At 59.1% G+C, this 26,490-nt stretch carries 21 protein-coding genes and 1 tRNA gene; 19 read left to right on the top strand and 3 right to left on the bottom strand.

The window, feature by feature from the left end; translation table 11 throughout:
* The first annotated feature begins 70 nt into the window (after positions 1-70).
* The 7 genes from apaG (at position 71) to D6877_RS15765 (ending at position 8,157) form a co-directional block, all read left to right on the top strand.
* Positions 71-451 carry a Co2+/Mg2+ efflux protein ApaG gene (gene apaG / locus D6877_RS15735; protein WP_130911388.1) on the top strand — a complete coding sequence of 127 codons (381 nt, stop codon included), beginning with the start codon at positions 71-73 and terminating at the stop codon, positions 449-451.
* On the top strand, positions 451-1,332 hold the full coding sequence (locus D6877_RS15740) for a symmetrical bis(5'-nucleosyl)-tetraphosphatase (protein WP_130911389.1): 882 nt from the start codon (positions 451-453) through the stop codon (positions 1,330-1,332). The genes apaG and D6877_RS15740 overlap by 1 nt, the downstream gene beginning before the upstream one ends.
* A 33-nt stretch (positions 1,333-1,365) precedes the next feature.
* Positions 1,366-1,695 (top strand): thiosulfate sulfurtransferase GlpE, encoded by a 330-nt coding sequence (glpE, locus tag D6877_RS15745; protein ID WP_122748131.1) that lies wholly within the window; start codon positions 1,366-1,368, stop codon positions 1,693-1,695.
* A 296-nt stretch (positions 1,696-1,991) separates the two neighbouring features.
* Complete coding sequence (locus D6877_RS15750; protein WP_016772892.1) at positions 1,992-3,914, top strand: PrkA family serine protein kinase; 1,923 nt, start codon at positions 1,992-1,994, stop codon at positions 3,912-3,914.
* 119 nt (positions 3,915-4,033) lie between these two features.
* Positions 4,034-5,305, top strand: a complete 1,272-nt coding sequence (locus D6877_RS15755; protein WP_056786661.1) for a YeaH/YhbH family protein — start codon at positions 4,034-4,036, stop codon at positions 5,303-5,305.
* Positions 5,302-6,864, top strand: a complete 1,563-nt coding sequence (locus D6877_RS15760; RefSeq protein WP_024014545.1) for a SpoVR family protein — start codon at positions 5,302-5,304, stop codon at positions 6,862-6,864. The genes D6877_RS15755 and D6877_RS15760 overlap by 4 nt, the downstream gene beginning before the upstream one ends.
* 63 nt (positions 6,865-6,927) lie before the next feature.
* Positions 6,928-8,157: a multifunctional CCA addition/repair protein gene (locus D6877_RS15765; RefSeq protein WP_130911390.1), complete on the top strand. Its 1,230-nt coding sequence runs from the start codon at positions 6,928-6,930 to the stop codon at positions 8,155-8,157.
* Between the two features lie 85 nt (positions 8,158-8,242).
* Here the strand turns inward: D6877_RS15765 and folK are convergent, their stop codons facing one another.
* A complete protein-coding gene (gene folK / locus D6877_RS15770) occupies positions 8,243-8,761 on the bottom strand; it encodes a 2-amino-4-hydroxy-6-hydroxymethyldihydropteridine diphosphokinase (protein ID WP_130911391.1) in 519 nt (172 codons plus the stop codon).
* Positions 8,752-9,108 carry a dihydroneopterin aldolase gene (gene folB, locus D6877_RS15775; RefSeq protein ID WP_016772885.1) on the bottom strand — a complete coding sequence of 119 codons (357 nt, stop codon included), beginning with the start codon at positions 9,106-9,108 and terminating at the stop codon, positions 8,752-8,754. Before folB ends, folK begins: the two co-directional genes overlap by 10 nt.
* Positions 9,109-9,182: 74 nt before the next feature.
* Between folB and plsY the strand changes: the two genes are divergently transcribed.
* Positions 9,183-9,752 (top strand): glycerol-3-phosphate 1-O-acyltransferase PlsY, encoded by a 570-nt coding sequence (gene plsY, locus D6877_RS15780; protein WP_024014548.1) that lies wholly within the window; start codon positions 9,183-9,185, stop codon positions 9,750-9,752.
* Between the two features lie 23 nt (positions 9,753-9,775).
* Here the strand turns inward: plsY and tsaD are convergent, their stop codons facing one another.
* On the bottom strand, positions 9,776-10,801 hold the full coding sequence (gene tsaD, locus D6877_RS15785; RefSeq protein ID WP_130911392.1) for a tRNA (adenosine(37)-N6)-threonylcarbamoyltransferase complex transferase subunit TsaD: 1,026 nt from the start codon (positions 10,799-10,801) through the stop codon (positions 9,776-9,778).
* 199 nt (positions 10,802-11,000) lie between these two features.
* Between tsaD and rpsU the strand changes: the two genes are divergently transcribed.
* The 11 genes from rpsU (at position 11,001) to pqqA (ending at position 26,421) form a co-directional block, all read left to right on the top strand.
* Positions 11,001-11,216, top strand: coding sequence for a 30S ribosomal protein S21 (gene rpsU / locus D6877_RS15790; RefSeq protein WP_002551877.1), 216 nt, complete (start codon positions 11,001-11,003; stop codon positions 11,214-11,216).
* Positions 11,217-11,702: 486 nt separating this feature from the next.
* A complete protein-coding gene (dnaG, locus tag D6877_RS15795; RefSeq protein ID WP_130911415.1) occupies positions 11,703-13,667 on the top strand; it encodes a DNA primase in 1,965 nt (654 codons plus the stop codon).
* A 67-nt stretch (positions 13,668-13,734) separates the two neighbouring features.
* Positions 13,735-15,582, top strand: coding sequence for an RNA polymerase sigma factor RpoD (rpoD, locus tag D6877_RS15800; RefSeq protein WP_039757703.1), 1,848 nt, complete (start codon positions 13,735-13,737; stop codon positions 15,580-15,582).
* A gap of 126 nt (positions 15,583-15,708) precedes the next feature.
* Positions 15,709-19,455, top strand: coding sequence for a bifunctional diguanylate cyclase/phosphodiesterase (locus tag D6877_RS15805; RefSeq protein WP_130911393.1), 3,747 nt, complete (start codon positions 15,709-15,711; stop codon positions 19,453-19,455).
* A 15-nt stretch (positions 19,456-19,470) separates the two neighbouring features.
* Positions 19,471-19,547 (top strand) — tRNA-Ile (locus tag D6877_RS15810).
* 279 nt (positions 19,548-19,826) lie between these two features.
* Complete coding sequence (locus D6877_RS15815) at positions 19,827-20,267, top strand: hypothetical protein (protein WP_073476547.1); 441 nt, start codon at positions 19,827-19,829, stop codon at positions 20,265-20,267.
* Positions 20,268-20,573: 306 nt separating this feature from the next.
* Positions 20,574-21,035, top strand: coding sequence for an Lrp/AsnC family transcriptional regulator (locus D6877_RS15820; protein WP_016772879.1), 462 nt, complete (start codon positions 20,574-20,576; stop codon positions 21,033-21,035).
* A gap of 215 nt (positions 21,036-21,250) precedes the next feature.
* A complete protein-coding gene (locus D6877_RS15825; RefSeq protein ID WP_016772878.1) occupies positions 21,251-22,933 on the top strand; it encodes an NAD(P)/FAD-dependent oxidoreductase in 1,683 nt (560 codons plus the stop codon).
* A 12-nt stretch (positions 22,934-22,945) separates the two neighbouring features.
* Positions 22,946-23,740, top strand: a complete 795-nt coding sequence (locus D6877_RS15830; RefSeq protein WP_130911394.1) for a carbon-nitrogen hydrolase family protein — start codon at positions 22,946-22,948, stop codon at positions 23,738-23,740.
* Between the two features lie 38 nt (positions 23,741-23,778).
* Positions 23,779-26,190: a pyrroloquinoline quinone biosynthesis protein PqqF gene (pqqF, locus tag D6877_RS15835; RefSeq protein WP_130911395.1), complete on the top strand. Its 2,412-nt coding sequence runs from the start codon at positions 23,779-23,781 to the stop codon at positions 26,188-26,190.
* A gap of 156 nt (positions 26,191-26,346) precedes the next feature.
* Positions 26,347-26,421 (top strand): pyrroloquinoline quinone precursor peptide PqqA, encoded by a 75-nt coding sequence (pqqA, locus tag D6877_RS15840; RefSeq protein WP_003444522.1) that lies wholly within the window; start codon positions 26,347-26,349, stop codon positions 26,419-26,421.
* The last annotated feature ends 69 nt before the right edge of the window (positions 26,422-26,490 follow it).

Genomic DNA, 26,490 nt, shown 5'->3' on the forward strand with positions numbered 1-26,490 from the left:
GCCCGATACTTGCCTAGACTGATTCCCCATCAGCTACGCCCCGCGTTCCGCTTCGTTAAGGCCTTCTTGCATGTCCGATTCCCGTTATCAGGTCGATGTCAGCGTCGTCACCCACTATCTGGCAGACCAATCGCAACCCGAACACGACCGTTTCGCCTTCGCCTACACCATTACCGTGCAGAACAACGGCAAGATTGCGGCCAAGCTTTTGTCCCGGCATTGGGTGATCACCGATGGTGACGGCCATGCTGAACAAGTGCGCGGTGAAGGCGTCGTCGGCCAGCAACCGTTGATCGATGCAGGCAAGAGCCACACGTATACCAGCGGCACGGTGATGACCACCAAGGTCGGCACCATGCAGGGCACTTATCAAATGCTCGCCGATGACGGCAAACATTTCGATGCCGTCATCAAACCGTTTCGCCTCGCCGTACCCGGAGCCCTGCACTGATGGCGACTTACGCGGTCGGTGACCTGCAAGGCTGCCTGGAGCCGCTCAAGTGTCTGCTCAGGCAAGTCGCGTTCGACCCGACGCTTGATCGGCTGTGGCTTGTCGGCGATCTGGTCAACCGTGGCCCGCAGTCGCTGGAAACCCTGCGCTTTCTCTACGAGATGCGCGAGTCGCTGGTTTGCGTACTCGGCAATCACGACCTGCATCTGCTGGCCGCCGCGAAAAAGATCGAACGCTTGAAGAAAAGCGACACACTGCGCGAGATCATCGATGCCCCCGACGGCCCGCAACTGATGGAATGGCTGCGCCAGCAGAAGCTGATGCATTACGACGAAACACGCGATGTTGCGATGGTCCATGCTGGCATCCCGCCGCAATGGTCGCTGCGCCGCGCCCTGAAGTGCGCCGCCGAAGTCGAGACCGCCCTGCGTGACGACAACGTGTTCCCCGCCTACCTTGACGGCATGTACGGCAACGAACCGGCGAGATGGGACAACGACCTCAAAGGCATTGATCGCCTGCGGGTGATCACTAATTACTTCACACGCATGCGCTTTTGCACCGCTGAGGGCAAGCTCGACCTCAAGAGCAAGGAAGGCCTGGACAGCGCCCCGCCCGGCTACAAGCCGTGGTTTCAGCACAAGGAGCGCAAGACCCGCGGCCTGCGCATTATCTTCGGTCACTGGGCTGCGCTCGAGGGCAATATCCACGAGCCGGGCATTTCCGCGCTGGACACCGGATGTGTATGGGGCGGCAGCCTGACGCTGATGAACGTCGACAGCGGCGAACGCCTCTCGTGCAAATGCGATGAACACGGCGGGCTTGCGCCCTCGGTCGCACCACTTATCCCCGAATCTTCGCCAGTCGACGCGCCGCGTTAGACTGCATTTTCAGTTGAGCTACAGGAACCCGCCATGAGCGAATTCAAACGAATCCCCCCGGAACAGGCGCAGGCCCTGCGTGAACAAGGCGCCGTTGTGGTTGACGTACGCGATCCAGCGACCTTCGCCGCGCTGCACATCAGCGGTTCGAAGCATCTCGACAACCATTCGCTGCACGCTTTCATTCAAGGCGCCGATCTTGATGCACCGACCGTCGTGGTCTGCTACCACGGCAATTCCAGCCAGGGCGCAGCCGCCTATCTGGTCGGCCAGGGCTTCTCCGACGTCTACAGCATGGATGGCGGTTTCGAGCTATGGCGTACGACCTATCCTTCGGAAACCGCGCAAGGCACCGACGAATAAATTTTTTGCGCGGCGCAGGCCCCGGCTGCCGTGGGCCTGCGCGCGGCAGACGAACGGTCTGCCACAACTAATTACGTATCTCGCCTTTACCTCTCGAATTCCCAACTATCCTTAAGCGCAGGCCATCCAAATCAGGGGAGAGCCGGTACACCGGCGCGCGGATCATCGGGAGTAGCTTTCGCGGTTTGTCGACCGTGGGAGAATTCTGGGGGGTAAACAGCAGTTGCCACAGCGACTGCTGCCAGCATCGACTGAGTGATCCGGCGTCGGCTCCACGTATCGAGCGAGGTGACGTCATGAGTATCTTTAGCCACTTCCAACAACGCTTCGAATCCACACGCCAGGAAGAACTCTCTCTGCAGGAGTACCTGGAGCTGTGCAAAAACGATCGCAGCGCCTACGTTTCCGCCGCCGAGCGTCTGTTGATGGCGATCGGCGAACCGGAACTGCTCGACACTTCGACCAATTCGAGGCTGTCGCGCATCTTCTCCAACAAGGTGATCCGCCGCTATCCGGCCTTTGAAGACTTCCACGGGATGGAAGAATGCATCGACCAGATCGTCTCGTATTTCCGCCACGCTGCCCAAGGCCTGGAAGAGAAGAAACAGATTCTTTATCTGCTCGGCCCCGTCGGTGGCGGTAAATCGTCCCTGGCCGAGAAGCTGAAACAGCTGATGGAGAAGGTACCTTTCTACGCCATCAAGGGCTCGCCGGTCTTCGAATCACCTCTGGGTCTGTTCAACGCCACTGAAGATGGCGCGATCCTCGAGGAAGACTTCGGTATTCCACGGCGCTACCTGAACACCATCATGTCGCCCTGGGCGACCAAGCGCCTGGCTGAATTCGGCGGCGACATCAGCCAGTTCCGCGTGGTCAAGCTGTACCCCTCGATCCTCAATCAGATTGCCGTGGCCAAGACCGAACCCGGTGACGAGAACAACCAGGACATCTCGGCGCTGGTCGGCAAGGTCGATATCCGCAAGCTCGAAGAATTCCCGCAGAACGACGCCGACGCCTACAGCTACTCCGGTGCGCTGTGCCGGGCCAACCAGGGCCTGATGGAATTTGTCGAAATGTTCAAGGCGCCGATCAAGGTGCTGCACCCATTGTTGACCGCTACTCAGGAGGGTAACTACAACAGTACCGAAGGCCTCGGCGCGATTCCGTTCACCGGGATTTTGCTGGCTCACTCCAACGAGTCGGAGTGGCACACCTTCCGCAACAACAAGAACAACGAGGCGTTCATCGACCGGATCTACATCGTCAAAGTGCCGTACTGCCTGCGCGTCAGCGACGAAGTGAAGATCTACGACAAACTGCTTTTCAACAGTTCCCTGTCCAAGGCGCACTGCGCACCGGACACCCTGAAAATGCTCGCGCAGTTCACCGTGTTGTCGCGCCTCAAGGAGCCGGAAAACTCCAACATCTATTCGAAGATGCGCGTCTACGACGGTGAAAACCTCAAGGATACCGATCCGAAGGCCAAGTCGATTCAGGAGTATCGCGATTCGGCCGGTGTCGACGAAGGCATGAACGGTCTGTCGACCCGCTTCGCCTTCAAGATCCTCTCCAAGGTGTTCAACTTCGATCCACATGAAATCGCCGCCAACCCGGTGCACCTGCTCTATGTGCTTGAACAACAGATCGAACAGGAACAGTTCCAGGCCGAAACCCGCGAACGCTACCTGCGCTATCTGAAGGAATACCTGGCGCCGCGCTACATCGAGTTCATCGGCAAGGAAATCCAGACCGCTTATCTGGAGTCCTACAGCGAATACGGTCAGAACATCTTCGACCGCTACGTGTTGTATGCGGATTTCTGGATTCAGGATCAGGAGTATCGCGACCCGGAAACCGGCGAGATTCTCAACCGCGTGGCGCTGAACGAAGAACTGGAGAAAATCGAGAAACCGGCCGGCATCAGCAATCCGAAGGATTTCCGCAACGAAATCGTCAACTTCGTCCTGCGCGCCCGGGCCAACAACAACGGCAAGAACCCGACGTGGCTCAGCTACGAAAAACTGCGGGTGGTCATCGAGAAGAAAATGTTCTCCAACACCGAAGACCTGCTGCCCGTCATCAGTTTCAACGCCAAGGCCAGCAAGGAGGATCAGCAGAAACACAACGACTTCGTTACGCGAATGGTTGAACGTGGCTACACCGATAAACAGGTACGCCTGCTGTCCGAATGGTACCTGCGGGTCCGCAAGTCGCAGTGAGGCAGCTGCAAGCTATAAGCCACAAGCTGCAAGAACCAAGCGCGTGAACCCGAAAACACGGGCATTCGCTTTTACTTGCAGCTTGCAGCTCAAAACTTGAAGCTCCCCGGAGGGGCCTTATGAGCTATGTGATCGACCGACGCCTCAATGGCAAGAACAAGAGCACGGTGAACCGCCAGCGTTTTCTGCGGCGTTACCGTGACCACATCAAGAAGGCTGTCGAAGAGGCAGTCAGTCGCCGCTCCATCACGGATATGGAGCACGGCGAGCAGATCAGCATTCCCGGCCGCGATATCGACGAGCCGGTGCTTCATCATGGACGCGGCGGCAAGCAGACCGTGGTGCATCCCGGTAACAAAGAGTTCACGGCCGGTGAACATATCGCTCGTCCACCGGGAGGCGGCGGTGGGCGCGGCCCGGGCAAGGCAGGCAACTCCGGTGAAGGCATGGACGAGTTCGTCTTCCAGATCACTCAGGAGGAATTCCTCGAGTTCATGTTCGAAGACCTGGAACTGCCGAACCTGGTCAAACGCAATCTGACCGGTACCGACACGTTCAAAACCGTACGCGCCGGGATCAGCAACGAAGGTAACCCTTCACGCATCAATATCATCCGCACCCTGCGCTCAGCACATGCACGTCGTATTGCCCTGTCCGGCAGCAGCCGGGCAAAGCTTCGTGAAGCCAAGGAAGAGCTGGCACGGCTCAAGCGCGAAGAACCGGACAACTTCGGCGATATCCAGGATCTCGAGGCTGAAATTGAAAAACTCAGCGCACGCATTCACCGCGTGCCGTTCCTCGATACCTTCGACTTGAAATACAACCTGCTGGTCAAGCAACCCAACCCCAGCTCCAAAGCAGTGATGTTCTGCCTGATGGACGTTTCCGGGTCGATGACGCAGGCGACCAAGGACATCGCCAAGCGCTTTTTCATCTTGCTGTACCTGTTTCTCAAGCGTAACTACGACAAGATCGACGTGGTGTTCATCCGTCACCACACCAGCGCCCGAGAGGTGGATGAGGAGGAGTTTTTCTATTCTCGTGAGACCGGCGGCACCATTGTTTCCAGCGCGCTGAAGCTGATGCAGGAAATCATGGCCGAGCGCTATCCGAGCAACGAGTGGAACATCTACGCCGCTCAGGCCTCCGACGGCGACAACTGGAACGACGACTCGCCGATCTGCCGCGACATCCTGATCAACCAGATCATGCCGTTTGTGCAGTACTACACTTACGTGGAGATCACCCCGCGCGAACATCAGGCCCTGTGGTACGAATACGAACGCATCGCCGAAGCCTTCTCTGACACCTTTGCCCAGCAGCAACTGGTCTCGGCCGGAGATATCTATCCGGTCTTCCGTGAACTCTTCCAGCGCAGGTTAGTGACATGACCGCCAAAGAGCAGAAACGCCAACCGATTTCCACCGGCTCCGAATGGACATTCGAGCTGATCCAGACCTACGACCGTGAAATCGCCCGGATCGCGGCCCGCTACGCGCTGGATACCTATCCCAACCAGATCGAAGTGATCACCGCCGAGCAGATGATGGACGCCTATGCCTCGGTGGGCATGCCGCTGGGCTATCACCACTGGTCCTACGGCAAACACTTCCTCAGCACAGAGAAATCCTACAGTCGCGGGCAGATGGGCCTGGCTTACGAGATCGTGATCAACTCCGACCCGTGCATCGCCTATTTGATGGAAGAGAACACCATCTGCATGCAGGCGCTGGTGGTGGCTCACGCCTGCTATGGCCACAACAGTTTTTTCAAGGGCAACTACCTGTTCCGCACCTGGACCGACGCAAGCTCGATCATCGATTACCTGGTGTTCGCCAAGCAGTACATCATGCAGTGCGAGGAACGCCACGGCATCGACGCCGTAGAAGATCTGCTCGATTCCTGCCATGCCTTGATGAATTACGGCGTCGACCGCTACAAGCGGCCGTATCCGATTTCCGCCGAAGAGGAACGCCGGCGGCAAAAGGATCGTGAAGAGCACATGCAGAAGCAGATCAATGATCTGTGGCGCACCATTCCCAAGGGCGCGGATAAATACAGCGACAAGGACAACGCCCGCTTCCCGGCCGAGCCGCAGGAAAACATCCTCTATTTCATCGAAAAACACGCACCGCTGCTGGAGCCGTGGCAGCGCGAAATCGTGCGCATCGTGCGCAAGATCGCCCAGTATTTCTATCCGCAGCGCCAGACTCAGGTGATGAACGAAGGCTGGGCGACGTTCTGGCATTACACGCTGATGAATGATCTGTATGACGAAGGCCTGGTCACTGACGGCTTCATGATGGAATTTCTCACCTCGCACACCAGCGTGGTGTTCCAGCCGGGTTTCGACAGCCCGTACTACAGCGGCATCAATCCTTACGCACTGGGTTTCGCCATGTACCGCGACATTCGGCGCATGTGCGAAGAACCTACCGAAGAAGATCGCCGCTGGTTCCCGGACATCGCCGGTTCCGACTGGCTGTCGACCATCAAGTTCGCCATGAGCAGTTTCAAGGACGAGAGCTTCATCCTGCAGTACTTGTCGCCCAAAGTGATCCGCGACCTGAAGCTGTTCAGCATTCTCGATGACGACCAGAAAGACGATCTGCTGGTGCCGGCCATCCATGACGAGGGCGGCTACCGCATCATCCGTGAAACCCTGGCTGCGCAGTACAACCTCGGTAATCGTGAGCCGAACGTGCAGATCTACAGCATCGATCGGCGCGGCGATCGCTCGCTGACCCTGCGCCATCAGCAGCACGACCGCAAACCTTTGGGCGATTCCACCGAAGAAGTGCTCAAGCACCTGCACCGGCTCTGGGGCTTCGACATTCATCTGGAAACCCTGCAAGGCGACCAGATCATGAAAACCCATCACGTGCCGCCACGCAGTGAACACAGCGAGGGCGATTACGGCCGGCTCGATCTGGCCGTGATTCATCTTTGATCCGGTTCTGGCCTCCGAAAGTCTGACGCAAGGGTTATCCTGTCGGACTGACGGAGGTTTTTTATGCAGGTTTACAAGGTTGGCGGCGCGGTACGTGATCGCCTGTTAGGGTTGCCGGTCACTGATGTCGACCGGGTCGTGGTCGGTGCAACCACTGAAGAAATGCTCGCCAAGGGATTCCGCCCGGTCGGCGCAGATTTCCCGGTGTTTCTGCACCCGAAAACCGGTGAGGAATACGCCCTCGCCCGCACCGAGCGCAAAAGCGGACGCGGTTACGGAGGTTTCACCTTCTATGCAAGTCCTGAAGTCACGCTTGAAGAAGATCTGATTCGCCGCGACCTGACGATCAATGCCATGGCCGAGGACGATCAACTCAACCTGACCGATCCGTACCACGGCCAGCGCGATCTTGAAGCGCGAATCCTTCGCCATGTTTCCCCGGCATTCGCCGAAGATCCGCTCCGTGTCCTGCGTGTTGCCCGTTTTGCTGCGCGCTACGCCGGGCTGGGCTTCACGGTTGCCGACGAGACCATGGACCTGATGCGTCAGCTCAGCGAGTCCGGCGAATTACAGGCGCTGACTGCCGAACGTAGCTGGAAGGAGATTTCCCGGGCACTGCTGGAAGACCATCCACAGGTGTTCATCCAAGTCTTGCGCGACTGTGGCGCACTCAAAGAGCTAATGCCGGAAGTCGACGCCTTGTTCGGCGTACCGCAGCCGGAGACCCATCACCCGGAAATCGACACGGGCCTGCACACCTTGAGCGTGCTGGAGCAGTCAGCTTTGCACAAACAACCGCTGACGGTGCGCTGGGCCTGCCTGCTGCATGACCTGGGCAAAGGCCTCACGCCGGAAGAAGAATGGCCCAGGCATATCGCCCATGAGCACACCGGGCTGAAGCTGATCAAAGCGGTCAACGAGCGCTTCAAGGTCCCCAAGGACTGTCAGGAACTGGCGCTGCTGGTCGGCCAGTACCACACCCATGGGCACCGGGCGCTGGAGCTGAAAGCCTCGACGCTGTTGGAGTTGCTGCAGAGTTTCGATATCTATCGCCGGCCGCAGCGATTCGAAGAGTTTATCGCCGCGTGCGAGATGGACGCCCGTGGCCGCAAGGGCCTGGAGCAGCGCAGTTATCCACAGGCGGATTATTTGCGCGGAGCCGCGAAGGCTGCGCGAGCGGTGGCGGTGCAGCCATTGCTGGAGCAAGGATTCAAGGGGCCGGAACTGGGCGAAGCGCTGAAGCGGGAACGACTGAAGGCGTTGAAAGCCTACAAAGAGGCGGCGACGGCCTGATAAAAAACTTCGCGAGCAGGCTCGCTCCCACAGGAGACCTCGATCCAATGTGGGAGCGAGCCTGCTCGCGAAAGCGCATTTGATATCACCGCAACTCCGAAGGCGTGAGCTGCTCCCCCCGCCATTCGAACGCAACCGGCGCCAACACCTGATCAATTTGCGCCTCAGCCCACAACGTCGCAAAGCTTTGGCCCACCCCCGGATGCACCCGCTGCGGCGCAATCAACGACAGCGGCCACAGCACAAAGGCATTTTTCAGAATTTCCGCACGCGGCAGTACCAATCCGTCGAAGTTACCCACCAGATCGCCATACAGCAGCACGTCGATATCCAGCGGCAAGCCCTTGCGATCCGGGGCATAACGACCGTTGTCCGCCTCGATGAATTTCAAGCGCCGATCGAGCTCCATCAACGGCAGGTCCGTGTAGGCCGAGACCACGAAATTGAAGAACGGCCCGCTTTTGATGCCCACCGGCTGGCTCTCGAACACCGCCGAACAACGGATATCCACCAGAAATTTGGCCAGCGCATCGAGACCGGCGCGCAAATGGGTTTCGCGCTCGATATTGCTACCGAGCCCGAGGTAGACCTGAGTCAGCGACATCCGCGCTCGATCTCCACACCCACACCACCCTTGGCCGCTGGAACGGCGCCCGGCTTGGTCAGTTTCAGTCGCACCCAGGTGATCTTGAATTCGGCCATGAGCACTTCAACCAGACGCTCGGCAAAGGTTTCGACCAACTGGAACTGCGCCTGCTCGGCAAAAGCCTGAATGCGCGTGGAAACGCTGGCGTAATCGAGCGCCAGGGTCAGGTCGTCACCGGCGGCGGCCGGGCGATTGTCCCAGGCGAAGCTCAGATCAAGACGCAGACACTGACGGATGCCGCGCTCCCAGTCATAGGCACCGATCACGGTGTCGACTTCCAGGCCCTCGATAAACACTCTGTCCAAGCACTTCTCTCCGCTGCACGACAAGGGCGCGATGCGCCGTTAGAATCAGGGCGTCCTCGCCCGGAATAGTTAGCATGTTTTGGTTACTGGCGATTCTCGCCTACCTGCTCGGCTCGCTGTCCTTCGCCATTTTGCTCAGCCGCCTGACCGGAAATCCGGATCCACGAATGAGTGGCTCGGGTAATGCCGGCGCCACCAACATGCTGCGCCTGGCCGGTCGCAAACTGGCGATCCTGACCCTGCTCGGTGATCTGTGCAAAGGCCTGCTGCCGGTGCTGATCGCCTCAAGCGCGGGCCTCTCACTGCAGGATCAGGCCTGGATTGGCGTGTGCGCCGTGATCGGTCACCTGTTCCCTTTGTACTTTCGCTTTCGCGGCGGCAAAGGCGTTGCCACTGCCGCCGGCATGCTGCTTGGCCTGTATCCACCCGCCGCGCTGCTGGCGGTCTGCGCCTGGCTGCTGACGTTCTACCTGACCCGCACCAGCTCGCTGGCGGCGCTGATTGCCACACCGCTGACCCTGCCGTTGCTGGCCTGGCAAGAGCCGGAAGCCTTGCTGCCAATGAGCGCGCTGACCTTGCTGATTGTCTGGCGTCATCGCGGCAATCTACGCGACCTGTTTGCCGGGCGCGAACGGCATTTCTAGCTGCCGTCCCTGAGCGTCGCTCATTACAGCGCCGACAATTGTTCCATCGGCCAGCGTGCCTGCACGGTGATTGCCAGACTTTCCTGCTGACCGGCCTTCAGGCGCTGGCAACCGGCGAACGCGATCATTGCGCCATTGTCGGTGCAGAACTCGGGACGTGCGTAAAACACATCGCCCTTCATATCACCGAGCATCTTTTCCAGCGAAACCCGCAACGCCTTGTTGGCGCTGACGCCGCCGGCGATCACCAGTTGCTTCATGCCCGCCTGTTTGAGGGCGCGCTTGCACTTGATGGTCAAAGTCTCCACCACGGCCTGCTGGAACGCCAGCGCGATGTCGCAACGGGCTTGCTCGCCGTCGTCCCCGGCGCTGACGCATTGCTGCCAGGTGTTGAGGGCGAAGGTTTTCAAGCCGCTGAAGCTGAAGTCCAGACCCGGGCGGTCACACATCGGACGCGGAAAAGTGAAACGTCCTGCGACGCCCTTCTCGGCCAGCTTGGCGATTTCCGGCCCGCCGGGGTAATTAAGGCCCATCATCTTTGCGGTTTTGTCGAAGGCTTCGCCGGCCGCATCGTCGAGCGTCTCGCCGAGCAGGCTGTATTGGCCAATGCCATCGACCTGAACCAGCTGTGTATGACCACCGGACACCAACAAAGCGACGAACGGGAATTGCGGCGGTTTCGGTTCCAGCATCGGTGCCAGCAAGTGGCCTTCCATGTGGTGCACGCCGAGCGCCGGAATGCCCCAGGCAAACGCCAGCGCCTGCGCGCAGGACGCACCGACCAACAGCGCGCCGACCAGGCCAGGACCTGCGGTGTAGGCGATTGCGTCGATCTCGGTCGGCACACAGTCGGCCTCGGCCAACACCTGACGGATCAAGGGCAGCATGCGTTTGACGTGGTCACGCGAGGCCAGCTCCGGCACCACACCGCCATAGACGCGGTGCAGGTCGATCTGACTGAACAGCGCGTCGGCCAGCAGACCGCGTTCACTGTCATACAATGCGACGCCGGTTTCGTCGCAGGAGGTTTCTAATCCCAGTACTAGCATGGGTTTGCGCCTTGTTTAGGCTGAATTCGAAGGCGCGCATAATAGTCGCCACGTGATGCCCCGACCAGCGGTTTTCGATCAGAGGCTTTGCATTCCGAGCGATGAGGGGTTAACATCCGCAACCCTTAAAAACCGACGTCTTCAAGTGCTCTTTTGCCGCGAGGATGTTGACCCCGGTAATGAATGAAGGTAGCTCTGGATGCCAGCCGTCAAAGTAAAAGAGAACGAACCCTTCGACGTAGCTCTGCGTCGTTTCAAGCGCTCCTGCGAAAAAGCCGGTGTACTGGCTGAAGTTCGTAGCCGCGAATTTTACGAGAAGCCAACTTCTGAGCGTAAGCGCAAGGCAGCAGCCGCTGTTAAGCGTCACGCCAAGAAAGTTCAGCGCGAACAGCGCCGCGCCGTTCGTCTGTACTAATCCACAGACGTTCGTAGCAAGCTTCTTGCCTAAGCCCGGCCCTCAGCCGGGCTAATGGCATTTGCGTAAAACGCTTGATGCTTCACCGTCGACGCCGCCGATGCGACCGAGACAAATCTGCTTCACCGCGTCAGGCCTGGCTCTTTTGCCAGCGGTGCACGTCTTTTCTGACGAGCCTTTCAAGGCTACTGACGAGCACACCCACTGATTCCTCTTACGACGATCAGCCCAAGGCACCTGCATGCGTGCCCGCTTTATTGAGCTATCCGAGGCCGACAACCGGCCGTCAGCGGATTCAGCGCAACACTTTCACATAGTCGAAGACTGATAGGTACTAACGTCAGTGGATTTTCGGCAGATACACTTCCCGACAGCGATCACGCAGACGACACCGGTCGAGCCGCACTTTTTGTGCGTTTCCAGCAATGGCCCGCGTCCGACAGCCTGTCGCAACGGATTTATTGCAGCGCAGACGACGAGAACGCCATGGCCGGGTTGATACCCCAGAGCTTCATTGACGACCTGCTGAACCGCACCGACATCGTCGACGTGGTCAGCTCGCGCGTGCAATTGAAGAAGGCCGGCAAGAACTACACCGCCTGTTGCCCGTTCCACAAAGAGAAAACCCCGTCATTCAGCGTCAGCCCCGACAAGCAGTTCTATTACTGCTTCGGCTGCGGCGCTGGCGGCAACGCCCTCGGCTTTCTCATGGATCACGACAACCTGGATTTCCCACAGGCCGTCGAAGATCTGGCCAAAGCCGCCGGCATGGAAATCCCCCGCGAAGAAAGCGGCCGCGAGCGTAAGCCGCGCCAGCCTACCGACTCGCCGTTGTACCCGCTGCTCACTGCCGCCGCCGATTTCTACCGGCAGGCACTCAAGAGTCATCCGTCGCGCAAGGCTGCAGTGGATTACCTCAAGGGTCGCGGCCTGACCGGCGAGATCGCTCGGGATTTCGGCCTAGGCTTTGCACCGCCGGGCTGGGACAACCTGCTCAAGCACCTGAGCAGCGACACGCTGCAACAGAAGGCCATGATCGAAGCCGGCCTGCTGATCGAGAACGCCGAAACCGGCAAACGCTATGACCGCTTCCGCGATCGCGTGATGTTCCCGATTCGCGATACCCGTGGACGGATCATCGCCTTCGGCGGCCGCGTACTGGGCGACGACAAGCCCAAGTACCTGAACTCACCGGAAACCCCGGTATTCCATAAAGGCCAGGAGCTCTACGGCCTCTATGAAGCGCGCAAGAACAACCGCAACCTCGACGAAATCATCGTCGTCGAGGGTTACATGGACGTCATCGCCCTCGCCCAGCAAGGCTTGCGCAATGCCGTCGCCACGCTGGGTACCGCGACCAGCGAAGAACACCTCAAGCGCCTGTTCCGCGTCGTGCCGAACGTATTGTTCTGCTTCGACGGCGACCAGGCCGGTCGCAACGCCGCGTGGCGCGCCCTGGAAGCGACATTGCCGTGCCTGCAGGACGGTCGCCGCGCACGATTTCTGTTTTTGCCCGAAGGCGAAGACCCGGACACCCTGGTTCGCGCCGAAGGCACCGACGCATTCAAGGCGCGCATCAATCAGCACGCGCAGCCGCTGGCCGATTATTTTTTCCAGCAACTGACCGAGGAATCCGACCCGCGCTCACTTGAGGGCAAGGCACACATGGCCACCCTCGCCGCACCGCTGATCGACAAGGTTCCAGGCGCGAACCTGCGCATCCTGATGCGTCAGCGCCTGACCGAAATCACCGGCCTCAGCAGCGAGACCGTCAGCCAACTGGTTCAGAGTGCGCCGCAGGAAGCACCGCCCGCCTACGATCCGGGCTTCGATTACGACGCCATGCCGGACTACAGCGACTACCATCAGCCGCAGGCACAGGACTTGTACGCGCCGCAGCAGGAATGGACGCCGAAGAAACCCGGCGCCGGCGGCAAGAAGTGGGACAAGAAACCGTGGGACAAGAACGGCAAGCGTGGTGGCGATCGCGAACAGCAGCGCCCGCGCACGCCGATTGGCGTCGAATCGCCGACCCTGACGGCATTGAGAACATTGCTCCATCATCCGCAACTGGCCAAGCGCGTTGAAGACGCCGGGCATATTGCCGATGAAAATCAGACCAACGCCCAGCTGCTTGTGGCGCTGCTCGAAGCCGTACAGAAGAATCCCAAGCTAAACTCATTTCAGTTGATTGCGCGATGGCACGGTACTGAACAGGGTCGCTTGCTCAAGGCACTGGCAGAAAAGGAATGGCTGATTGACGGAGATAACCTTGAACAACAGTTTTTCGACACCATTACTAGCTTGTCCGCCCGCCAACGCGAGCGAAATCTCGAACAGTTACTCAGGAAAGCGCGGCAAAGCGAACTGAGCGTCGAAGAGAAAAATCAACTGCGCGACCTTTTAAGTCGCAATGTTTCCGCATCAAACCCGACCTCAACTGGCGCGTGAGGTCATAGCTCAGGTATAATCCTCGGCTTGTTTTTTGCCCGCCAAGACCTTCAGTGGATAGGGTGTTATGTCCGGAAAAGCGCAACAGCAGTCTCGTATTATTGAGTTGATCAAACTGGGTCGTGAGCAGAAGTATCTGACTTACGCCGAGGTCAACGACCACCTGCCCGAGGATATTTCAGATCCGGAGCAGGTGGAAGACATCATCCGCATGATTAACGACATGGGGATCCCCGTACACGAGAGTGCTCCGGATGCGGACGCCCTTATGTTGGCCGACGCCGATACCGACGAGGCCGCTGCGGAAGAAGCAGCCGCTGCGTTGGCGGCGGTGGAGACCGATATCGGTCGCACCACTGACCCGGTGCGCATGTACATGCGTGAAATGGGTACGGTCGAGCTTCTGACCCGTGAAGGCGAAATCGAAATCGCCAAGCGGATCGAAGAAGGCATTCGTGAAGTGATGAGCGCAATTGCGCACTTCCCTGGCACGGTTGACCACATTCTCTCCGAGTACACCCGCGTCACCACCGAAGGTGGTCGCCTGTCCGACGTCCTGAGCGGTTATATCGACCCGGACGACGGCATCGCGCCGCCTGCGGCAGAAGTGCCGCCGCCGGTCGATCCGAAAGCCGTCAAGGCTGACGACGACACCGACGACGATGAAGCCGAATCTTCCGATGACGAAGAAGAAGCCGAAAGCGGTCCGGATCCGGTCATTGCTGCGCAGCGCTTCGGCGCCGTGGCCGACCAAATGGAAATCACCCGCAAGGCCCTGAAAAAGCACGGTCGTCACAACAAGGCAGCGGTTGCCGAGTTGCTGGCCCTGGCCGAGCTGTTCATGCCGATCAAACTGGTGCCGAAGCAATTCGAAGCCCTGGTCGAGCGTGTGCGCAGTGCCCTGGATCGTCTGCGTCAGCAAGAGCGCGCGATCATGCAGCTGTGCGTACGTGATGCACGTATGCCACGCGCCGATTTCCTGCGTCAGTTCCCGGGCAACGAAGTCGACGAAAGCTGGTCCGACGCCCTGGCCAAAGGCAAGAGCAAGTACGCCGAAGCCATCGGTCGCGTGCAGCCGGACATCATCCGTTGCCAGCAGAAGCTGATCGCACTGGAAACCGAGACCGGCCTGACCATTGCTGAAATCAAGGACATCAACCGTCGCATGTCGATCGGTGAGGCCAAGGCCCGCCGCGCGAAGAAAGAGATGGTTGAAGCCAACTTGCGTCTGGTGATCTCGATCGCCAAGAAGTACACCAACCGCGGCCTGCAATTCCTCGATCTGATCCAGGAAGGCAACATCGGTCTGATGAAAGCGGTGGACAAGTTCGAATACCGTCGTGGTTACAAGTTCTCGACTTATGCCACCTGGTGGATCCGTCAGGCGATCACTCGCTCGATCGCCGACCAGGCCCGCACCATCCGTATTCCGGTGCACATGATCGAGACGATCAACAAGCTCAACCGTATTTCCCGGCAGATGTTGCAGGAAATGGGTCGCGAACCGACCCCGGAAGAGCTGGGCGAACGCATGGAAATGCCTGAGGACAAGATCCGCAAGGTACTGAAGATCGCCAAAGAGCCGATCTCCATGGAAACCCCGATCGGTGATGACGAAGACTCCCATCTGGGCGACTTCATCGAAGACTCGACCATGCAGTCGCCAATCGATGTCGCCACGGTGGAAAGCCTGAAGGAAGCGACTCGCGAAGTACTGTCCGGCCTCACTGCCCGTGAAGCCAAGGTACTGCGCATGCGTTTCGGTATCGACATGAACACCGACCATACGCTTGAAGAAGTGGGCAAACAGTTTGACGTAACGCGTGAGCGGATTCGTCAGATCGAAGCCAAGGCGCTGCGCAAGCTGCGCCACCCGACGCGAAGCGAGCATCTGCGCTCCTTCCTCGACGAGTGATACCAGAACCCCCGGCCCAGGCCGGGGGTTTTGTTTTATGGCAGATTAAATTCCCCGCTCCGCCCTCCCCGCCGCGTACCCCGTCTACACTCGAAACAATCATCCCCAAGCCGTGACGAGAGCGTTATGCCCAGACTGGCGCCCGTGCTTTTTCTGCTGTCATTGATGATCTGCACCGCCACGGCTGACGCGCTGACTCTCACCGATGAAGAACGCAGCTGGCTGGCGGCTCACCCTGACTTGCGCCTGGGTGTCGACGCGTCGTGGCCGCCTTTCGAATTTCGGGACGATCAGAACCGTTATCAGGGCCTGGCTGCCGACTATATCGACGTAATCCGTCAACGCCTGGCGATCAAACTTACACCTATCGAACCAGTGAGCTGGACGGTGGTGCTGGAGCAGGTCAAGAAGGGCAAGATCGATTTGCTGCCGGGGATCATGTCTACACCGGAACGCCAGAACTATCTGTCATTCACCCGACCGTACCTCGACTTCCCGATCGTCATCCTTGCCCATGTCGGCGGCGCCCAGCCGCGCAAACTCGATGATCTGTATGGCCTGAAAATCGCCGTGGTGGACAACTACGCTCCCCACGAACTGCTACGCACTCACCACCCCGACCTGAATCTGGTCGCCATGCCCAACGTCAGTTCGGCGCTGCAAGCTTTGGCGACCGATGAAGTGGACGCGGTGGTCGGCGATCTCGCTTCCAGCGTCTGGAGCCTGCGCCAGCTCAAGCTCGACGGCCTCTACGTCAGCGGCGAAACCCCATATCGCTATCAATTGGCGATGGCCGTGCCCCGCGACAATAAAGTGTTGGTGGGCATTCTCGACAAAGTCCTCGCCGACATGACACCGGCGGAAATCAGCAGCATCCAGGAACATTGGGTCGGTAACGTGCTCGACCACCGGACGTTCTGGTCAGATCTGCTGATGTATGGCCTGCCCGGCCTGTTGCTGCTGATGACAGTGCTGGCCGTGGTGATTCGCATCAACCGCCGCCTGAGCTCGGAAATCACCCGGCGCATCGACCTCGAACAGGAATTGCGCAGCAGCGAATATCACTACCGCGGCCTGGTCGAGAGCCTGTCGGCGATCGCCTGGGAAGCGCGGATGAGCGACTTCACCTACAGCTATGTTTCGCCGCATGCTGAAGACTTGCTCGGCTATCCACAGTCCCATTGGCTGATTCCGGGCTTCTGGCACAACATCATTCACCCCGCCGACCTGACCCGCACGCAGAACTATTGCAAGGAAGCGCTACGCCAGGGCCGCGATCACATCGTCGATTACCGCGTGATAACCGCTGACGGCCGCTGCCTGTGGGTGCGCGATATCGTCAGCCTGATCGAGCATGGCCACGAACCGGTGATGCGCGGGTTGATGATCGATATCAGCGAAATCAAACGCACCGAAGAGGCGCTGCGGCTGTCCGAGCAGAAGTTCGCATCGGTGTTCGAGCAGTGCCCGGACATTCTGGTGATTGCGCGTCTGTCCGACGGCTGCCTGCTGGAGGTCAACGAGGCCTTCGAGGAGCAGATCGGCCTCAGGGCCGAGGACGTGATCGGCCAGACCGCCACCAACCTCAATATCTGGGGCATTCCCGGCGTCGGGCCGGGCCTCTTGCAGCGTTTGCAGGCCGGCAGCATCCGTAATCTGGAAATGCCCTTTCGCCGCAACAACGGCCAAGTCTTCACCGGGCTGATTTCCGCCGAGCCTTTCGACCTCGACACCACGCCGGCGCTGGTGGTCGTGGTGCGCGACATCAGCCAGCTCAAGGAAACCCAACAGCAACTGCAAACTTCTGAAGAAAAATTCGCCAAGGCTTTCCATGCGTCGCCGGACGGCCTGCTGCTGTCACGCCAGAGCGACGGCCTGCTATTGGAGGTCAATGAAGGCTTCAGCCGCATCACCGGTTTCAACAGCGCCATGTCGGTGGATCGTTCGACGCTGGATCTGGGCATCTGGGTCAACCTCAACGAACGCAAACAGATGCTTGACCTGCTGCAACGCGACGGTTTCGTCCGCGACTTCACATGCCACATCCGTCGCAGCGACGGGCAGATTCGCCTGTGCGAAGTGTCCAGTCGCCCGCTGCCGATCGGCGACGAGGATTGCATGCTGACCATCGCCCGCGACATCACTGAACGCCATCTCATGCAGGAAAAACTGCAGCAGGCCGCGACCGTTTTCGAGAGCACGGCAGAAGGCGTGCTGATCACCGATACCCAACAACACATCAGCGCGGTCAACCGTGCCTTCACCGAAATTACCGGCTACAGCGAAAGCGAAGCACTGGGCCACACGCCACGCTTGCTGGCGTCAGGGCTGCATGACAGCGCTTTCTACGCAGCGATGTGGCATCAATTGACCGACGAGGGACACTGGCAAGGCGAGATTTCCAACCGGCGCAAGAACGGCGAGCTGTACCCGAGCTGGCTGACCATCAGCGCCGTGCGCAATCGCGACAAATTCATCACTCACTTCGTTGCGGTGTTTGCCGATATTTCCAGCCTCAAGCATGCCCAGGCCAAGCTCGATTATCAGGCTCACCACGATCCGCTCACCGGCCTGCCCAATCGCACCCTGTTCGAAAGCCGCCTGCAGATGGCCCTGACCAGCCAACAGGAAAATGGCGGCCAGGGCGCGGTGCTGTTTCTCGATCTCGACCGCTTCAAGCACATCAACGACAGCCTCGGCCACCCGGTCGGCGACCTGTTGCTCAAGGGCATCGCCGTGCGCTTGAAGGAGCAACTGCGCGATATCGACACAGTCGCACGGTTGGGCGGCGACGAGTTCATCATCCTGTTGCCGGGCTTGCAGCAAGCCAGCGACGCCGACAACATCGCGACGAAACTGCTCAACTGCTTCGGCGCGCCGTTTCAGGCCGGCGAACACGAGTTCTTTATCAGCGCCAGCATTGGCACCAGCCTCTATCCGCGCGACGGTTGCGATGTGGCCACCCTGGTGAAAAACGCCGACGCGGCGATGTACCGCTCCAAAGCCAAAGGACGCAACCGCGTCGAAAGCTACACCCGCGACCTCACCGCCCAGGCCAGCGAGCGCATAGCGCTGGAGCACGAACTGCGCCGTGCCATCGAGCGTGATGAGCTGTTTCTCTATTACCAACCGAAAATCAGCCTGGTCGATCACAGTCTGGTCGGTGCAGAGGCGCTGATTCGCTGGCGCCACCCGACCTTCGGCGACGTGCCGCCCGAGCATTTCATTCCGTTGGCGGAAGAGAACGGAATGATCCTGCAGATCGGCGATTGGGTGCTGGAAACCGCTTGCAGGCAAATGTTCGAGTGGAACGAGATCTACCAACCGCTGGGGCCGCTGTCGGTGAACCTCGCCGGCGCGCAACTGCGTCAGCCCAACCTGTTGGTGCGCATCGAACAACTGCTCAAGGACAACCGCCTCAGGCCGGATTTACTGCAACTGGAAATTACCGAGAATTTCATCATGAGTCAGGCAGAAGAGGCGCTGGCGGTGCTGCACCAACTCAAACACCTCGGTGTGCAACTGGCGATCGACGACTTCGGCACCGGCTACTCCTCGCTCAGCTACCTCAAACGCCTGCCGCTGGACATCCTCAAGATTGATCAATCCTTCGTCCGCGGACTGCCTGACGACCCCCACGACGCAGCGATCGTACGCGCCATCATCGCACTCGGTCGCAGCATGCAATTCACCGTGATTGCCGAAGGCGTGGAAACCCAGGCGCAACAACAATTCCTCGCCGCAGAAGGTTGTGAACAGATCCAAGGCTACATCGTCAGCCTGCCGCTGCCCCCGGACGAATTCGCCGCGACGTTTCTGCATGTAACCGTATCGGATTTTTCGGATAGCACAGCCGCGAAACCGTCGCTATAATCCGCGGCCTACTGAGGGCCTATAGCTCAGTTGGTTAGAGCAGAGGACTCATAATCCTTTGGTCCACGGTTCGAGTCCGTGTGGGCCCACCAAATTGAAAAGCCGCGCTGAATGCGCGGCTTTTTTGTGGGCGAGTGGTTGGGTTTCGTCTCGACGGGCGCAATGTTCGGAAGACCTAACCAGAGCTGTAGGAAAGATCCTAAGCTGCGGTTTTGAGCGGTTAGACATCTGTTGATGATGTCTTCGCAGGGATACTCTCGAGACGTCGCTGCTTATCAGCGACCGGGCTTGGAAATCCCTAGAAATCAATACGTCCGGCGACAGTAACAATGGAATGGAAAGACCTGATTATTGGCGGACGCAGATATTGCATGGCGCATCTACAGCCTTTTGAACAGACATTTGAAGTGGCGGAGCAGCAGCTTGTCGTCAGGTTTGAATTCGGGTTCCACTGTTTTACCGATGACAAAGGTCACGGCCTGCCACTAAGACACAGAGGAGAAGTCCGGTATTTTTGTGCAGACCGCCACTACTACAGCAGCCAGATCACGGACTACCTGCAAAAACGCTTTTTTAAAGGCTTGGCTGTGCCCTTCTACGTCGAAAACAGTCAGCGCTATTACTGCCTTGATTTGCATGATTACGCGGTCTTTTTTTCGATCAGCAAGCCGCAAAATACAACGAACTTTCTCAAACTCCGGATTATTTCCGCCTACGAGGTCGCTGAATGGGGACGCTCGAAGCTGCCGAAAGGAAAACCACATAACGTCCGCTACATTCTGGAAATGCGTAACGCGGGGAAATCCGTGTGAGAGAAAGCAAAAAGCCCCGATGCTTGCGCAACGGGGCTTTCTGTAAATCTGAAATATCGGCCTGTCCTTTTACGGTTTCCCGCTTATCCCGCTCACTGGCTAGGAGTGGCTTGCGCCACCGAAATCAACACCCTTTGCTTGCAAAGTTCCGGTCTGTGCTGACGTGCCGATCATAGCCCTTGAACCTGACAAGAGCAACCGTCAAAGCCGTTATCCCTCCCATCGAGCGATGGGTTCCAAATATGCCCCAATGCGCTTGACCCTGTACCATCGGCAATCTCATCGCCCACGCCATCGGAGCCCACCTTGCCAGACACCCGCCAACCCATCCTCGACGAAATCGACCGCCAGCTAATCGCCGCGCTGCAAATCAACGCCCGCGAAAGCGTGGCCATGCTCGCCCGTCAGCTAGGCATTGCTCGCACGACGGTGACGTCGCGTCTGGCCCGCCTGGAAAAGGCCAAGGTAATCACCGGTTATGGCGTGCGCTTGGGTCAGCGTGTGGTCGATGGTGGCTTGCAGGCCTACGTCGGGATCAAGGTGCAGCCGCGTTCCGGCAAGGACGTGCTGCGACGTTTGAGTGCGATGGCGCAGGTGCAACAGCTGTGTGCGGTGAGTGGCGAGTTTGATTATGTGGCGTGGTTGCGCACCGATTCGCCGGAGCAGCTGGATCAATTGCTGGATCAGATTGGCAGCGTCGATGGGGTGGAGAAAACCACGACTTCGATCATTCTGAGCAGCAAGATTGATCGCGGGCAGCCGGTCTGAGCATTGGCCGGGCATTCTGGCTGAGCCGCTTCGCAAGCAGGCTCGCTCCCACTTTTTTGGTCGGTATGCAGCCCGCAATCGTCAGTCTGCACAACAATCAGGCAAAACGACGACACATTGCGTCTTATTAACGCGCTCCACGCTCCCTAGAATGGCTGGCATCTTTTCCTATACTCAGACGCGAATCCTGCGTCGGGTCGCCAACAAGGTCAGCCATGAACAAGAACAATCGCCATCCTGCAGACGGAAAAAAACCAGTCACCATTTTCGGTCCGGACTTTCCGTTCGCGTTTGACGACTGGATCGAGCATCCCGCCGGCCTGGGCAGCATTCCCGAGCAGCACCATGGCGCTGAGGTGGCGATTGTCGGCGCGGGTATTGCCGGTCTGGTGGCTGCGTATGAACTGATGAAACTCGGTTTGAAGCCGGTGGTGTACGAGGCGTCGAAACTCGGTGGTCGTCTGCGCTCGCAGGCATTCAACGGTACCGATGCCATCGTCGCCGAGCTCGGTGGCATGCGTTTTCCGGTGTCCTCCACCGCGTTCTATCACTACGTCGACAAGCTCGGCCTGGAAACCAAGCCTTTTCCCAACCCGTTGACCGGCGCTTCTGGTAGCACCGTGATCGATCTGGAAGGCGAAACCTATTACGCCGAAAGCCTCAAGGATCTTCCTGCATTGTTTCAGGAAGTGGCTGACGCCTGGGCAGATGCGCTGGAAGCCGGTTCGCAGTTCTCCGACATCCAGCAAGCCATCCGTGATCGCGATGTGCCGCGCCTGAAAGAGCTGTGGAACAAGCTGGTGCCGCTGTGGGACGACCGGACCTTTTACGACTTCGTCGCCACCTCGAAAGCCTTCGCCAAATTGTCGTTCCAGCACCGCGAAGTGTTCGGTCAGGTCGGTTTCGGCACCGGCGGCTGGGATTCAGACTTTCCCAATTCGATGCTGGAAATCTTCCGCGTGGTAATGACCAATTGCGACGATCACCAGCACCTGGTGGTCGGTGGCGTCGAGCAGGTGCCGCAGGGCATCTGGCGCCATGTGCCGGAGCGCTGCGTGCACTGGCCGGCGGGCACCAGCCTGAAATCACTGCACCGTGGCGCACCGCGTTCCGGTGTGAAGAAAATCGCTCACGCACCGCAAGGCCGTTTCGCCGTAACCGACAACAACGGTGACACCCGCGAATACGCCGCCGTCCTGACAACCTGCCAGAGCTGGCTGCTGACCACTCAGATCGAATGCGACGAAACCCTGTTCTCGCAGAAGATGTGGATGGCCCTCGACCGCACACGCTACATGCAGTCGTCGAAGACCTTCGTGATGGTCGATCGGCCGTTCTGGAAGGACAAGGACCCGGAAACCGGTCGCGATGTGATGAGCATGACCCTCACCGATCGCCTGACCCGTGGCACTTATCTGTTCGACAACGGCGACGACAAGCCGGGGGTGATCTGCCTGTCGTATTCGTGGATGAGCGACGCGTTGAAAATGCTCCCGCATCCGGTAGAAAAACGCGTTGAACTGGCATTGAACGCGCTCAAAAAGATCTACCCGAAAGTCGACATCGCCGCGCGGATCATCGGCGATCCGATCACCGTATCGTGGGAAGCCGATCCGTACTTCCTCGGTGCCTTCAAGGGCGCCCTGCCCGGCCATTACCGCTACAACCAGCGCATGTACGCGCACTTCATGCAGGACGATATGCCGGCCGAACAGCGCGGGATTTTCATCGCTGGCGACGACGTGTCGTGGACACCGGCGTGGGTCGAAGGCGCGGTGCAGACTTCGCTCAACGCGGTGTGGGGCATCATGAAACATTTCGGCGGCTCGACACATAAAGAGAACCCTGGCCCGGGTGATGTGTTCAAAGACATCGGCCCTATCGCCCTGCCCGAGTAAGAGGATTCCCCGATGCGCGTAGCCGTTTACCAATGTCCACCGCTGCCACTGGACCCCGCCGCCAACCTGCAGCGCCTGCATCAGGTAGCGATGGAGGCCAAGGGCGCCGACCTGCTGGTGCTACCGGAGATGTTCATGACCGGCTACAACATCGGCGCCGAAGCGGTGAGCACGCTGGCCGAGGTCTACAACGGTGAATGGGCGCAGCAGATCGCCCGGATTGCCAAGGCTGCGGGTCTGGCGATCGCTTACGGTTATCCGGAGCGCACCGCCGACGGGCAAATCTACAACGCCGTGCAACTGATCGACGCCCACGGCGAGCGCCTGTGCAATTACCGCAAGTCGCATCTGTTCGGCGACCTCGACCGGACGATGTTCAGCCCCGGCGAAGCGGAGTTGCCGGTGGTTGAACTGAACGGCTGGAAGCTCGGCTTCCTGATCTGCTATGACCTGGAGTTTCCGGAAAATGCGCGTCGCCTGGCCTTGGCCGGCGCTGAGCTGATTGTGGTGCCGACGGCGAACATGATTCCGTTCGATTTCGTCGCCGATGTCACCGTGCGCGCCCGCGCTTTCGAAAACCAGTGCTACGTGGCTTACGCCAATTACTGCGGGCATGAAGGCGAGATTCAGTACTGCGGGCAAAGCAGCATCGCCGCGCCGGACGGTAGCCAAATCGCGCTGGCAGGTCTGGACGAAGCGTTGATCGTCGGTGAACTGGATCGACAACTGATGAACGATTCACGCGCAGCAAACCGCTACCTCAGCGATCGCCGTCCAGAGCTTTACGGCGCGCTCAACCGCCGCTAATCCGCTAGCATGGGCACTTCACTGTTCTGGAAGTGCCCATGCCTGCGCCGACTCATCCCCGCCCCCACTCTGAAACCCTGGCCAACGGCCTGCGCGTGACCCTGCGCCACGTGCCCGGTCTCAAGCGCAGCGCTGCCGCGTTGCGCGTGGCGGCCGGCAGTCACGACGTGCCGTTGGCATGGCCGGGGTTGGCGCATTTTCTTGAGCACTTGTTGTTTCTCGGTACCGAGCGCTTTCCCACAGACGAAGGGCTGATGGCCTACGTGCAACTTCACGGCGGGCAGGTGAATGCCAGCACCCGCGAGCGCACTACGGATTTTTTCTTCGAGTTGCCTGTGTCGGCCTTCAGCGCGGGGCTCGAGCGTCTGTCAGACATGCTCGCCCGGCCACGTATGAATCTGGACGATCAACTGCGTGAACGGGAAGTCCTGCAGGCCGAATTCGTCGCCTGGTCGCAGGATCCGACAGCGCAACAGCAGTTTGCCTTGTATGAAGGTTTATCAGCGGAGCATCCGTTGCGCGGTTTTCATGCGGGCAATCGGGACAGTTTGCAGGTCGAATCGCCTGGGTTTCAGTTGGCATTGAAAGATTTCCATCAGCGGTTTTATCGAACCGGGCAAATGAACCTCAGCCTGGTCGGTCCGCAGAGTGTTGATGAATTGCGGGAGCTGGCGCAGCAATTCGCAGCGGTTTTGCCGGTTGGGGATAAAGTTGTCCAAGCCGCACCCCCACCGTTGGCAGTGAAAAGTTATCAACAGGTCGGCGCTCACACGAACCTGTTACTTGCTTTCGAGGCTTTGCCCGAGGCATCCGCCGAGGCGATGGCCTTTCTCTGCCATTGGTTGAACAGCGCCAAAGCCGGTGGATTGCTTGCACATTTGCGCCAGCAAAAACTGGCCGATGGTTTGAAAGCTACGCTGCTCTACCAGTTTGCCGGGCAAGCGCTGCTGCATCTTCAATTCCATGCCGACGGCGAGCAGTTGAACGCCATTCACGAACAGCTGCTGGATTGGCTGAGCTTCTTCGCCCGTCAGGACTGGACGCCGTTGCGCGAGGAATACGCCGCCCTGCTTCAGCGCCAGCAGCAAGTCAGCGGCGCATTGCAACTGGCGCGAACCGACATCGAGCAGCATGCATTCGGCCTGTCCGAATCAGCTGCCGCCGCGCTTGAGCGCATCCTGCGGGAAATCGGCGTTGTGGATAACTTCAGCGATCATTGGCACCTGCCCGCCGCCAATCCTTTTCTGCGAGCCAGCGAGCCACTGGCAAACGCCGGTCTGATTCGCGGCCAGAGCAGCGCCCACCGTGGCCTGCGCACCTTCGCCCAGGATCGCTCGCGCAGCCGTCGCGAACGTTCGCCGATGCATTTCAGTCAGGCGCTGCCGGACAACAGCGATGAAGGCGCGATCTATCTGCGCTGGCAGGTCGAGGCGGCAGCCAGCGCCGATCTGCGCGCAAGATTGCAGCGCAGTCTGCGCCAGACCCGACAGGATGCGTCCGAAGCCGGAGTGGACTTGTCTTTCAGCGCCACAGGTAACCAATGCCTGCTGAAAATGACCGGATTACAGGAACCGATGCCCAGCGTCCTCGAGCATGCGCTGAAATGTCTGACGATGATCGAAGCCGTTTCGCCGCGCGATGAGCTACAGATACCCTCGATGCCGATCCGCCAACTGCTCGAAGCGTTGCCGGAAAAATGCCTGCCCATGATTGAAACCAGCGATGACGCCCATCAGCTGTGGACAACTTCGCGCTGGGACGGCCTCGCTCTAGGGCTAAATCAACAGACCCAATCAGCCATGGGCCTGGCGCTGAGCCGCATTCCCGGCACACCGGACAATCAGCTACCGGTGACACCGATCACCCAAGCCCAGTACCACTGGAGCCAGATCAACACGGCCTCCAGCGAACACGCCTTGCTGCTGGTCTGCCCGACTGCCAGCCGCGACATCGCTGATGAAGCTGCATGGCGCCTTCTGGCTCAGGTGTGCCAGACGCCTTTTTACCAGCGCCTGCGTGTCGAATTGCAATTGGGGTACGCCGTGTTCAGCGCGCTGCGTCAGTTGCATGGCAGGACTGCGATTGTCTTTGGCGTGCAATCGCCGACGACTGCGGCGGGCAAGTTGCTCGAATACATGCATGAGTTTTTCAATGGCATTCCCGCGTTGATCGAAACGCTCGATGACGCAAGCCTCAAGCAACAGCGCCAAAGCCTCGCCGATCAGTTCGACGATGCCACACTGTCCAGCAGCGATGCTGCCGAGCTGCTGTGGCAAGGCAAACTTGCCGGCCATTCGTCGGATTACCGTGAGCAGTTGGTCGCGGCGATCCAGCAGCTGAATCGCCAGGCCTTGCTCGATGCTGCGCAACGTCTGATCAATGCCGAGGGCGGCTGGCACTGCCTGGCCAATGAATCGATGCCGGACGCGCCGTGGCAAGCGACAAAGTGATCATTACTGAGGCTGCAAGGAGCTTTCTCAAAGATTCACGGGTCACGGCGTTGAAATTTTGAGTAACATAGCCGCCTAACTAATTGGAACATCACCGCGCTGCCGTGGACTATAACTATGGATAGCGCTATCCCAACCCTCAGAAGGAGACATCTCATGGCCTGGACCAAACCTGCTTACACCGACCTGCGTATCGGCTTCGAAGTCACCATGTACTTCGCCAGCCGCTGAGTTCTGCTTACGCAGATTCGCAGTGCAACGCCTCGGCTCGCCGAGGCGTTTTATTTTCCGCGTTGAAAT

This window comes from Pseudomonas sp. Sample_9 (assembly GCF_004307535.1).
Classification (GTDB): domain Bacteria; phylum Pseudomonadota; class Gammaproteobacteria; order Pseudomonadales; family Pseudomonadaceae; genus Aquipseudomonas; species Aquipseudomonas mercuritolerans.

Excerpts from the sequence above, each read along its gene's own strand:
- apaG (WP_130911388.1), top strand. The coding sequence starts at position 71 with ATGTCCGATTCCCGTTATCAGGTCGATGTCAGCGTCGTCACCCACTAT.
- D6877_RS15740 (WP_130911389.1), top strand. The coding sequence starts at position 451 with ATGGCGACTTACGCGGTCGGTGACCTGCAAGGCTGCCTGGAGCCGCTC.
- glpE (WP_122748131.1), top strand. The coding sequence starts at position 1,366 with ATGAGCGAATTCAAACGAATCCCCCCGGAACAGGCGCAGGCCCTGCGT.
- D6877_RS15750 (WP_016772892.1), top strand. The coding sequence starts at position 1,992 with ATGAGTATCTTTAGCCACTTCCAACAACGCTTCGAATCCACACGCCAG.
- D6877_RS15755 (WP_056786661.1), top strand. The coding sequence starts at position 4,034 with ATGAGCTATGTGATCGACCGACGCCTCAATGGCAAGAACAAGAGCACG.
- D6877_RS15760 (WP_024014545.1), top strand. The coding sequence starts at position 5,302 with ATGACCGCCAAAGAGCAGAAACGCCAACCGATTTCCACCGGCTCCGAA.
- D6877_RS15765 (WP_130911390.1), top strand. The coding sequence starts at position 6,928 with ATGCAGGTTTACAAGGTTGGCGGCGCGGTACGTGATCGCCTGTTAGGG.
- folK (WP_130911391.1), bottom strand. The coding sequence starts at position 8,761 with ATGTCGCTGACTCAGGTCTACCTCGGGCTCGGTAGCAATATCGAGCGC.
- plsY (WP_024014548.1), top strand. The coding sequence starts at position 9,183 with ATGTTTTGGTTACTGGCGATTCTCGCCTACCTGCTCGGCTCGCTGTCC.
- tsaD (WP_130911392.1), bottom strand. The coding sequence starts at position 10,801 with ATGCTAGTACTGGGATTAGAAACCTCCTGCGACGAAACCGGCGTCGCA.
- rpsU (WP_002551877.1), top strand. The coding sequence starts at position 11,001 with ATGCCAGCCGTCAAAGTAAAAGAGAACGAACCCTTCGACGTAGCTCTG.
- dnaG (WP_130911415.1), top strand. The coding sequence starts at position 11,703 with ATGGCCGGGTTGATACCCCAGAGCTTCATTGACGACCTGCTGAACCGC.
- rpoD (WP_039757703.1), top strand. The coding sequence starts at position 13,735 with ATGTCCGGAAAAGCGCAACAGCAGTCTCGTATTATTGAGTTGATCAAA.
- D6877_RS15805 (WP_130911393.1), top strand. The coding sequence starts at position 15,709 with ATGCCCAGACTGGCGCCCGTGCTTTTTCTGCTGTCATTGATGATCTGC.
- D6877_RS15815 (WP_073476547.1), top strand. The coding sequence starts at position 19,827 with ATGGCGCATCTACAGCCTTTTGAACAGACATTTGAAGTGGCGGAGCAG.
- D6877_RS15825 (WP_016772878.1), top strand. The coding sequence starts at position 21,251 with ATGAACAAGAACAATCGCCATCCTGCAGACGGAAAAAAACCAGTCACC.
- D6877_RS15830 (WP_130911394.1), top strand. The coding sequence starts at position 22,946 with ATGCGCGTAGCCGTTTACCAATGTCCACCGCTGCCACTGGACCCCGCC.
- pqqF (WP_130911395.1), top strand. The coding sequence starts at position 23,779 with ATGCCTGCGCCGACTCATCCCCGCCCCCACTCTGAAACCCTGGCCAAC.